The 10,371-nt window shown below is 69.2% G+C and carries 7 protein-coding genes; 3 read left to right on the top strand and 4 right to left on the bottom strand.

Annotation, left to right across the window (positions count from 1 at the left end):
* Both AACZ35_RS08840 and AACZ35_RS08835 read left to right on the top strand, forming a co-directional pair.
* Window positions 1-815: DUF4785 domain-containing protein (locus AACZ35_RS08840; RefSeq protein ID WP_339828298.1), on the top strand; the 815-nt coding region annotated here is incomplete at its 5' end.
* A 93-nt stretch (window positions 816-908) separates the two neighbouring features.
* Window positions 909-2,066, top strand: a complete 1,158-nt coding sequence (locus tag AACZ35_RS08835; protein ID WP_339828297.1) for an MFS transporter — start codon at window positions 909-911, stop codon at window positions 2,064-2,066.
* Here the strand turns inward: AACZ35_RS08835 and AACZ35_RS08830 are convergent.
* The 4 genes from AACZ35_RS08830 to AACZ35_RS08815 all read right to left on the bottom strand — a co-directional run bounded on the left by AACZ35_RS08830 (window position 2,063) and on the right by AACZ35_RS08815 (window position 10,035).
* On the bottom strand, window positions 2,063-2,989 hold the full coding sequence (locus tag AACZ35_RS08830; RefSeq protein ID WP_339828296.1) for a 5'-nucleotidase: 927 nt from the start codon (window positions 2,987-2,989) through the stop codon (window positions 2,063-2,065). The genes AACZ35_RS08835 and AACZ35_RS08830 overlap by 4 nt on opposite strands.
* A 42-nt stretch (window positions 2,990-3,031) precedes the next feature.
* Window positions 3,032-3,802: an NAD kinase gene (locus AACZ35_RS08825; protein ID WP_339828300.1), complete on the bottom strand. Its 771-nt coding sequence runs from the start codon at window positions 3,800-3,802 to the stop codon at window positions 3,032-3,034.
* Between the two features lie 42 nt (window positions 3,803-3,844).
* On the bottom strand, window positions 3,845-8,752 hold the full coding sequence (locus tag AACZ35_RS08820) for an NAD-glutamate dehydrogenase domain-containing protein (protein WP_339828295.1): 4,908 nt from the start codon (window positions 8,750-8,752) through the stop codon (window positions 3,845-3,847).
* Between the two features lie 134 nt (window positions 8,753-8,886).
* Window positions 8,887-10,035 (bottom strand): acyl-CoA dehydrogenase family protein, encoded by a 1,149-nt coding sequence (locus tag AACZ35_RS08815; RefSeq protein WP_339828294.1) that lies wholly within the window; start codon window positions 10,033-10,035, stop codon window positions 8,887-8,889.
* Window positions 10,036-10,195: 160 nt separating this feature from the next.
* On the opposite strand from AACZ35_RS08815, the gene AACZ35_RS08810 reads away from it, so the two are divergent.
* On the top strand, window positions 10,196-10,371 hold a 176-nt coding region (locus AACZ35_RS08810; RefSeq protein WP_339828299.1), incomplete at its 3' end, for a metalloregulator ArsR/SmtB family transcription factor.

The following is a 10,371-nucleotide window of genomic DNA, read 5'->3' as shown; positions in this document are numbered from 1 at the left end:
CCACCGAGCAGCTGCAGAAAGCCGGCATGGACGTCAGCGACGGCACGGTGATCGTGCAACTGGACGACTCCGTGGGCCAGGGCCGTTTCCAGCTGCAGCTGGGCAAGGCCTCGGGCCGTTACCTGGTGCACGTGTTCGAGCCCAGGTCCGACCTGGTGCTGGTGGCCCAGTCCGAACGCGGCCGCCTGCTCGCCGGCGACACCGTCGAAGTGGCGACCAGCTTGCAGAAGGGCGATTCGGCCCTGGCCGGCGGCGTCGTGCAGGCGCAGCTGGTATCGCCGTCGGGCCAGTCCTGGCCGCTGGCGGTCAGCAAGGGCAAGGCCGTCGGCCAGCTGCCGCTGGACGCCGACCCGACGCCGGGCCTGTGGGAAGTGCAGCTGTTCGCCGGTGCCGCCAGCAAGGACGGCCCGGTGCAGCGTGACGCCCGCACCGCGATCGAGGTCAGCCGCCCGACGGCGCGCCTGGGCGGCGGTTATGCCTTCGACCCGGGCGCGGTGAAGTTCAGCCTGCCGGTGCAGGTGGCGGCCCCGGGTCGCTACGAGCTGCGCGGCGTGCTATATGCCACCGGCCCGCAGGGCGCACTGCAGCCCGTCGCCCAGGCGCACTCGGCCAGCTGGTTCGATGCCGGCGAGCGCAAGCTCGACCTGGCCTTCGGCCCGGGTAACCTGCCGATGGGCTATGGCGCCCCGTTCGAACTGCGTTTCCTGGAGCTCAAGGACCAGACCCGCCTGGGCACCCTGGAAACCCGCGAAGTAGCCCTGCGCGAAGGCGTGCGCCGGACGCGTCCGGTGGTCGCCGGGCCGCGGGAACGGTAAGCGCGGGAACCCGTTCCGCGGCTTCGCGGAAACGGCGATGATGTGACGGTCGGGCCTTCGGGCCCGGCCTTTCTTTTTCCTGCCCTGCGCCCCATGCCCCGCTCACTCTGGCGATTCGCCGCCTTCTACTTCTGCTACTACGCCGCGCTGGGCGCCTACACGCCCTACGTGGGGCGCTGGGTGGACGCGCTGGGCCACGGCGGTTTCGTGATCGGCGCGATGCTGGGGCTGTGGTACGGCACGCGCATCGTCGCGCCGCCGGCCTGGGCGGCCCTGGCCGGCCGCAGCGCGCGGCCCGGCGAATGGTTCGTCGCCGGCTGCGTGGTCACCGCGCTGTGTTTCGCCGGTTTTCTGGTCACCCGCGAGGCCTGGGCCCTGCTTGGCGTCATGGCGGTGTTCGGGCTGTTCTACAACGCGGTGATGCCGCAGTTCGAAGCGATGACCCTGACCGCGCTGGGCCCCAGCCCGGAGCTGTACGGCCGCCTGCGGGTCTGGGGCTCGGTGGGCTTCCTGCTGGTGGCGTCGAGCTATGGCGCGCTGATGGACCGCTTTGGCGCCGACAGCTTCCCCTGGCTGACCCTGCCCTTGTTCGTGGCCATGGCGATTTCGGCCTGGCCGCACCGGCACGACCGGCCGCCGGAAATCACCGGCCCGGCGATCGCCGAAGCCGGCCACCTGTTCAAGCGCCCGGGCGTGCGCCGCTTCCTGCTGGTGGCGATGCTGATGCAGCTGGGCTTCGGGCCCTTCTACGTGTTCTACACCCTGCACCTGCAGGCGGCCGGCCATTCCGGGGCCGCGATCGGCGCGCTCTGGGCGATCGGCGTGCTGATCGAGATCGCGATGTTCTGGCAGGCACCGCGGCTGATCGCGCGCTTCGGTGCCGCGCGGCTGCTCAGCGTCTGCCTGGCTGTGACGGTGCTGCGCTGGGCGCTGGTGGCGGCCTTCGCCGACCTGTTCTGGGTGATGGCGCTGGCGCAGACCACGCACGCCCTGAGTTTCGCCACCTTCCACGCCTGCTGCATGCGGCTGATCACCGACTATTTCCCGGGCCGGCGCGCGGTGGCGGGGCAAAGCCTGCTCTACGGCTTCAGCTCGGGCGTGGGCGGCGTGCTGGGCGCCGGCCTGGCGGCCCTGATGTGGGAACGGGTGGGCGCGGGCCCGGCGGCGTTCGCGGCCGGCACCGTCGTGGCGGCGGTCGCCTGGGGTATCCACGCCATGCGCCGGCCGGTGCCGGCGGCAACGCCCGCCTAGCCTTCGTTGGTGACGCCGTAGGGCACGTGGCCGGTGGCGACGTGCCGGCGGGCGTTGTCGACGTTGTGCTGGGAGTCGTCGAAGAAGATGTCGGCGCCAAAGGTTTCCAGGAACGGGCCCTTGTCGCGCCCGCCCAGGAACATGGCTTCGTCCAGGCGCACGCCCCACTCGCGCAGGGTGAGGATGACGCGCTCGTGCGCCGGCGCCGAACGCGCGGTCACCAGGGCCGTGCGGATGGGCGAGGCCTCGCCGGCCGGGAAGGCTTCCTGCAGCCTGTGCAGCGCCGCCAGGAAACCCTTGAACGGCCCGCCCGACAGCGCTTCGCCGACGCGGTTGGTTTCGTTGTCGTGGAAGGCCGCCAGCCCGGACAGGCGCGAGACCCGTTCGGATTCGTCGCCGAAGATGACGGCGTCGCCATCGAAGGCGATGCGCAGCTGGTCGTGGGTGCGCTCGGGCGGCTTGGACGGCAGGATGGTGGCCGCGGCCACGCCGTGTTCGAGCGCGCTGCGCACCGAATCGGGGTTGGCCGACAGGAACAGCTGGGCGCCGAAGGGCCGGATATAGGGCCAGACCTCGGCGCCGCTGGTGAAAACCGCGCGCACGATGCCCAGGCCGTAGTGGCGGATGGAATTGAAGATGCGCAGGCCGGTGTCGGACGAGTTGCGCGACAGCAGCACCACCTCGACCCGCGGCGCCTCGGGCGGGCAGCCTTCGTTGAGCGCCAGCAGCTTTTGCACCAGCGGGAAGGCGATGCCCGGCGGCAGGACTTCCTTTTCCCGGCTGCGCTGGAACTGGGCGTAGGCCTCCAGGCCGCTGGCCTGGAACAGTGCGTGGCTGTCTTCGAGGTCGAACAGGGCCCGCGCCGTGATGGCGACGACCAGGCGGTCGGAGGGCTGTTCGGGCGGGAGGGAGTTCGGGGCCATGGGGCTAGTGTCGCCGGCGGCTGTCTCAGCAGCCGCGACGGCTCAGGTGATGAACTGCTCGTTGAGGATGCGTTCCTCGAGATTGTGCTCGGGGTCGAACAGCAGCGTGACCGTGCGTTCGAGCGACTCGCGCACGGTGATCTCGGTGACGTCGCGCACTTCGTGGGAATCGGCGGTGGCGCTGACCGGGCGCTTGTGGCCGTCGAGCACCTCGATGCGGATGACGGTGTCCGAACGCAGCAGCGCACCGCGCCAGCGCCGGGGCCGGAAGGCGGCGATCGGCGTGAGCGCGATCACCTGCGAACCCAGCGGCAGGATCGGCCCGTGCGCCGAGAAGTTGTAGGCCGTGCTGCCGGCCGGCGTTGCCACCAGGGCGCCGTCGCAGACCAGTTCGTCCAGCCGCACCTGGCCATTGAGCGAAATGCGCAGGTGCGCGGTCTGGCGGGTCTGCCGCAGCATGGACACTTCGTTGTAGGCCAGCAGCGACACCGTCGCCCCCGATTCCGAGGTGGCGGTCATTTCCAGGGGCCGCAGCACGGTGGCGTGCGCGGCCTGCAGGCGCTCGAGCAGGTTCTCGGGCCGGTACTGGTTCATCAGGAAACCGACGGTGCCCAGCTTCATGCCGTAAACCGGCTTCGCCAGCGCGCCGTGCCGGTGCAGGGTGTGCAGCATGAAGCCGTCGCCGCCCAGCACGCAGATGACGTCGGCGTCTTCCGGCGCCACCTGGCCAAAGCCGGCCGTGAAGTGTTCACGGGCCGCCTGGGCCTCGGGCGTGGAGCTGGCGAGGAAGGCGATGCGGGGCTGGGCGGGCAGGCTCGTCATGGGCCCGAGGATACCGCAGCCAGCCCGCCTTGCTCAGGCCGCGCCGGAGGCGACGACCTGGGCCAGGCGGCGCACCGCCACCGACAGCGTCGGATAGTCGAGGTCGCGCAGGTCGCGCATGTCCGCGAACATCGCCATCGTGTAGCGCAGCGCGGCGTCGTCGCGTTCAAGCCAGCGTTCGACGCGCTGTTCCGCCGGCAGGCCGGCGCCGGCCACCAGCACCTGGCCAACCAGGGCCCGCTGCTGGGCCTGCAGTTCGTCGCGCAGCACGCCGCGGGCCTGGGCATGCCAGCGGCCGCCCACCGGCAGCGCCTCGACCGCATCCATCAGCCACTTGGTGTGCAGGGCGTCGGACAGGCTGAAATAGCTCGCGGCCACCTCGGCCACCGGCAGCGAACGTTCGATCGCCACTTCGACGATGTCCAGCGCATAGGCCAGGAACGGCAGGCTGGCGAAGGCGCGGGCCATGTCTTCCGGGTAGCCGTGACCCTGCCAGCGGGCGACGTCGGCGGCCAGTTCGGCGCGGGCGGCTTCGGGCAGCACGCGGTCGAGCGAGGCGCGCAGCTCGGCAACGCCGCCGGCGTAACGTTCCACCTTCTCGGCGATGTTGAGCACTTCGCCCGGCCGGTTGAGCAGCCAGCGGGTGAGGTTGCGCTGCAGCTGCCAGATGCTGGTCAGGGCCTCTAGCTGGGCGGTCTCGCTGACCTTCAGGTCCAGGGCGTCGATGCCGGCCCAGAGTTCGCGGGCGTCGAGAACTTCGCGGCTGATCGTGAAGGCCTTGGCGATCTGCGCCGCCGACTGGCCCGTGTCTTCCTGCATGCGCAGCAGGAACGTGGCGCCCATGCGGTTGACGGTGGAGTTGGTGACCGCGGTGGCGATGATCTCGCGGCGCAGGCGGTGGTTTTCCATGTCCTGCGCAAAACGTTCCTGCAGGGCGTTGGGGAAATAGCGCACCAGCTCCTTGGACAGGTAGGGGTCCTCGGGCACGTCCGAATCGAGCATCTGGTTGAACACGACGATCTTGTCGTAGCTCAGCAGCACGGACAGCTCGGGACGCGTGAGGCCCTGGCCGCGCGCCTTGCGGTCGCCGAGCTCGGCTTCCGAAGGCAGGAACTCGATGGCGCGGTCGAGCAGGCCCTGGCCTTCAAGCACGCGGATGAAGTGCCCGAACGAGCCCAGGCGGGCCGCGCTCATGCGCTCCATCAGGCTGATCGCCTGGTTCTGCCGGTAGTTGTCGTTGAGCACCAGCTCGGCGACTTCGTCGGTCATGCTGGCCAGCAGCTCGTTGCGCTGGGGCAGGCTCAGTTCCTCGCGCTGCACCGGGCCGGCCAGCAGGATCTTGATGTTGACCTCGTGGTCGGAGGTGTCCACGCCGGCGGAGTTGTCGATGAAGTCGGTGTTCACCAGCACGCCGTTCATGGCGGCCTCGATGCGGCCACGCTGGGTCAGGCCCAGGTTGCCGCCCTCGCCCACCGCGCGGCAGCGCAGCTCGTTGCCGTTGACGCGCAGGCCGTTGTTGGCGCGGTCGCCGGCGTCGGCGTGGCTTTCGCTGCTGGCCTTGACGTAGGTGCCGATGCCGCCGTTCCAGAGCAGGTCCACCGGCGCCTTGAGGATGGCGTTCATCAGCGCCAAGGGGCTGAGCTGCTCGACGTCGGCTGCCAGGCCCAGGGCCTCGCGCACCTGCGGGCTGACCGGGATGCTCTTGAGCGTACGCGGGAAGATGCCGCCGCCTTCGGAAATCAGCGAGGCGTCGTAGTCTTCCCAGCTCGAACGCGGCAGCGCGAACAAACGCTCGCGCTCGGCGTAGCTGCGCGCCGAATCCGGATTCGGGTCGAGGAAGATGTGCCGGTGGTCGAAGGCCGCCACCAGGCGGATGTGGCGCGAGAGCAGCATGCCGTTGCCGAACACGTCACCGGACATGTCGCCGATGCCCACGCAGGTGAAGTCCTGCGACTGGCTGTCGATGCCGAGCGCGCGGAAGTGGCGCTTGACCGATTCCCAGGCGCCGCGCGCGGTGATGCCCATCCCCTTGTGGTCGTAGCCGACCGAACCACCGGAGGCGAAGGCGTCGCCCAGCCAGTAGCCGTGCTCGGCGGAAATGCCGTTGGCGATGTCCGAGAACGTGGCGGTGCCCTTGTCGGCCGCGACCACCAGGTAGGGATCGTTGCCATCGTGCCGAACCACGTCCTGCGGATGCACCAGCTCGCCGTCCACCAGGTTGTCGGTGATGTCGAGCAGGCCGTTGATGAAACGTTTGTAGCAGGCGATGCCTTCGGCCAGCTGGGCGTCGCGGTCACCGCCGACCGGCGGCCGCTTGACCACGAAGCCACCCTTGGAACCGACCGGCACGATGACGGTGTTCTTCACCATCTGCGCCTTCACCAGGCCCAGCACCTCGGTGCGGAAATCCTCGCGGCGGTCGGACCAGCGCAGGCCACCGCGCGCGACCGGGCCAAAGCGCAGGTGCACGCCCTCGACCCAGGGCGAGTACACGAAGATCTCGCGGTAGGGACGCGGCTTGGGCAGGTCGGGCACCAGGGCCGGGTCGAACTTGAAGGCGATGTAGTCGCGGAAGGCGCCGTCCTTGCGCTGGTAGAAATTGGTGCGCAGGGTGGCGTTGATCAGGGCCTGGTAGCCGCGCAGGATGCGGTCGTCGTCGATGCTCTGCACGGCGCTGTCGAGCAGGATTTCCAGCGCGTCGGTGACGGCGTCGATCTGGGCGGCGCGGTCGAGGCTGCGGGCCGCGGCGATTTCCTGCGGGATCGTGTCCAGGGCCTTGCGGCGGTCCTTGGGCAGCAGCCAGGCGATCTGGTCGTGCAGCGCCTGGCGGCCGGCGGCGTCGAGCGGCGTTTCGCGGCCCGGCTCGAAGCGCGCCGCGAACAGTTCCCACAGCAGGCGCGCGATGACCGGATAACGCTGCAGGGTTTCTTCCATGTACGGCTGCGAGAACGGCACGCCGGTCTGCAGCGCGTACTTGGTGTAGCCACGCAGCATGGCGATGTCGCGCCATTCCAGCCGGGCGCTGGGCAGCAGCTGGTTGAAACCGTCGTTTTCGGCCTCGCCGCTCCAGACCGCGGTGAAGGCTTCCTCGAAGGGCTGGCGGGCGGCGTCGACGTCGATCTCGCCGTGGCGCGCCTGCACCTCGAAGTCCTGGATCGAAATGCGCTCGCCCTCGACTTCCATTTCGTAGGGATGTTCGGTGAGCACGCGCAGGCCGAGGTTTTCCATCACCGGCAGCACGTCCGACAGCGCGATGTCGCCGCTGCGGCGCACCAGCTTCAGGCGCAGGTCCTCGCCGTGGCGATAGAAGGAGATGCGCTGGTCGCCGGGGCCGGCCAGGCGCGAGGCCTGGATGACGTCGGCGGCGGCCACCTGCGGCGACACGGCCTCGACGTAACCGGCCGGCAGCGCGCGGCCGTAGGTCTGGGCCAGCTTCAGGCCCTGTTCTTCGCCGGCGTCGCGCACCAGGATCTCGCGCAGTTCGTCGTGCCAGTCGCGCACGATGCGCGCCAGCTCGGCTTCCAGCTGGTCCTGGTCGAAATCGACCCGGCAGCCGGCCTTGGGCCGGATGACCAGGTGCAGCTGGGCCAGCGGCGATTCACCGATCTGCACGCTGTGGTCGAGGCGCTCGCCGCCCAGTTCGCGCATCAGCACCGCTTCGATGCGGTGGCGGATGCTGGTGTTGAAACGGTCGCGCGGGATGTAGACCAGGGCCGAGAAGAAACGGCCGTAGCGGTCGCGGCGCAGGAACAGGCGGGTGCGGGCGCGTTCCTGCAGGCCCAGGATGCCCATCGCGGTGCGCTGCAGTTCCTCGGCACTGGACTGGAACAGTTCTTCGCGCGGCAGGGTTTCCAGGATGTGGCGCAGGGCCTTGCCGCTGTGGCTGGTCGGGGCCAGGCCCGAAGCCGCCATGACGTGTTCGTGGCGCAGGCGCACCATCGGGATTTCCCAGGGCCGGCGGTTGTAGGCGCTGGAGGTGTACAGGCCCAGGAACCGCTGCTCGCGCACGGCGCGGCCGTCCTTGTCGAAGGCCAGCACGCCGATGTAGTCCATGTAACCGGGCCGGTGCACGGTGGCGCGGGCATTGGTCTTGGTCAGGATAAGCACATCGAGCGAAGTGCCCGGCGGCAGGTCGGCGGCGGCCAGGCCGGTGATCGGGCGCGACTGCGCCTGCTGGTCCTTGCCGCGCAACAGGCCCAGGCCGCTGCCTTCGACGACGCGAAGTTCGCGATCCACCACCTCGTATTCGCGGTAGCCCAGGAAGGTGAAGTGGTTGTCGGCGGCCCAGCGCAGGAAGGCTTCGGTTTCGGCGCGGCAGGCGGGTTCGACGGGCATGTCGCGGGTCGGGATCTCGCCGGCGATCTGCAGCATCTTCTCGCGCATCTGCGACCAGTCGGCGACCGCGGAACGCACGTCGGCCAGGGCCTCGCGGATGGCTTCCTCGATGTCGGCCATGGCCTGGGCGTCGGCCTGGCGGTCGATTTCCAGGTACATCAGCGATTCGGCCTCGCCCTCGCCCACCGCCTGCAGCTGGCCGGCGGCGTCGCGGCGCAGGTTGATCACCGGGTGCGCGATCTGGTGCAGGGTGATGTCGAACTTCGACAACGCCATGCGCACCGAGTCGACCAGGAAGGGCATGTCGTCGTTGACGATGCGCACGACCGTGTGGGTGCTTTCGTAACCGTCGCTGGCCATGGCCGGGCTGCCGATGGACACCGACACCGTGCCCGGCGCCCGCTGGCGCGCAAAGGCCAGGAAGCTGCGTGCGATCGCGGCCCATTCGCCAGCGTCGCGGCTGCGCAGTTCGTCGTCGGGCACCCGCACGTAGAAGCTTCGGGTGAACGCTTCCAGCAGGCCCCCGTCGGGCTGGGACGCGGGGCCGGCCAGGGCGGCGGCAATGGCGTCAAGGGACTCGGCGGAAGCCAGGGCGTGGGCGTTCATCAGCTGCTTTCTCGCAGGGGCGTGGGTAAAACGTGAATTGTAGTCGCGGGGACTACGCCCGGCCAGCTTCGCGCGGCCCAAAAAGAAGCCCCGCTTCAGCGGGGCTTCGGATACGCCGGGGTATGGGCCAGTGCCTAGCGCAGGCCGGTTTCGTTGCGGGCGATGACCAGGCGCTGGATCTCGCTGGTGCCCTCGTAGATTTCGGTGATCTTGGCGTCGCGGAAATAGCGTTCGAGCGCCATCTCCTTGGAATAACCCATGCCGCCGTGGATCTGCACGGCCTGGTGGGTGATCCACATGGCCGCTTCCGATGCGGTGAGCTTGGCCACGGACGCTTCGGTGGTGAAACGCTGGTCCTGGCCCTTGAGCCAGGCGGCCCGCAGGGTCAGCAGCAGCGAAGCGTCGAGCTTGCACTTCATGTCGGCGATCTTGGCCTGGGTCATCTGGAAGGCGCCGATCGGCTGGCCGAAGGCCTTGCGTTCGCGCACGTATTCCAGCGTGGCCTCGTAGGCGGCGCGGGCCAGGCCGATGGCCTGGGAGGCGATGCCGATGCGGCCGGCGTCGAGCACGCCCATGGCGATCTTGAAGCCCTGGCCGTCTTCGCCCAGCACTTCGTCCGGGGCCACGACGTAGTCCTGGAATTCGATTTCGCAGGTGGCCGAGGCGCGGATGCCCAGCTTGGGTTCAGTCTTGCCGCGGTGGAAACCCGGCTTGGTGGTGTCGACCAGGAACGCCGTGATGCCCTTGGCGCCCTTGTCCGGGTCGGTCATCGCGAACAGCACGATGTACTTGGCGACCGGGCCGGAGGTGATCCAGCTCTTCTTGCCGTTGACCACGTAGCTGCCGTCGTCCTGGCGCACGGCCTTGCAGCGCATGGCAGTGGCGTCGGAGCCCGACTGCGGCTCGGTCAGCGCGAAGGCGCCGATTTCCTTGCCTTCGGCGATCGCGCGCACGTACTTCTGCTTCTGCTCCTCGGTGCCGAACTTGAGGATGCCGTTGCAGAACAGCGAGTTGTTCACCGAAACGATGGTGGAGTGGGCGCAGTCGGCCGCCGCGATCTCGACCATGGCCAGCACGTAGCTGATCGGGTCCATGCCGGCGCCGCCGTATTCGGCCGGCACTTCGATGCCCATCAGGCCATTTTCACCCAGGGTGCGGATGTTTTCCAGCGGGAACTCGCCGGTGCGGTCGTGGTGTTCGGCGCTGGGGGCGATCTTTTCCCGGGAGATGCGCCGGGCGACGTCCTGGATCATCAGCTGTTCTTCGGTGAATCGGAAATCCACGGGGCACCTTCGGTTCGTTTCGGACAAGAAGGCGATTGTAGCGGCTGCCGCCGTCGTCGGCAGGTCCACGCCGCGTGAAGCGCGCGCGGGCGCGGCTTGACGCCCCCGGTAAGCCGGCCTAACCTCGCCATATCTTTGAATCCGGATGGAAGGATAAACCATGGACCTGGACGCCTGGTCGGCCTGTTTGAAGGTCCTTTCCGATCCCACCCGGGTCCGCCTGCTGGCCCTGCTCGAAGGCGAGGAACTGACGGTGGCCGAACTGGCCGCGATCACCCGCCTGGCCCAGCCTCGTGTCTCCACCCACCTGGCCCGGCTCAAGGAAGCCGACCTGGT

The organism is uncultured Arenimonas sp., from assembly GCF_963976025.1.
Taxonomy (GTDB): domain Bacteria; phylum Pseudomonadota; class Gammaproteobacteria; order Xanthomonadales; family Xanthomonadaceae; genus Arenimonas.
This window is presented reverse-complemented; position numbering and strand designations above follow the sequence as displayed.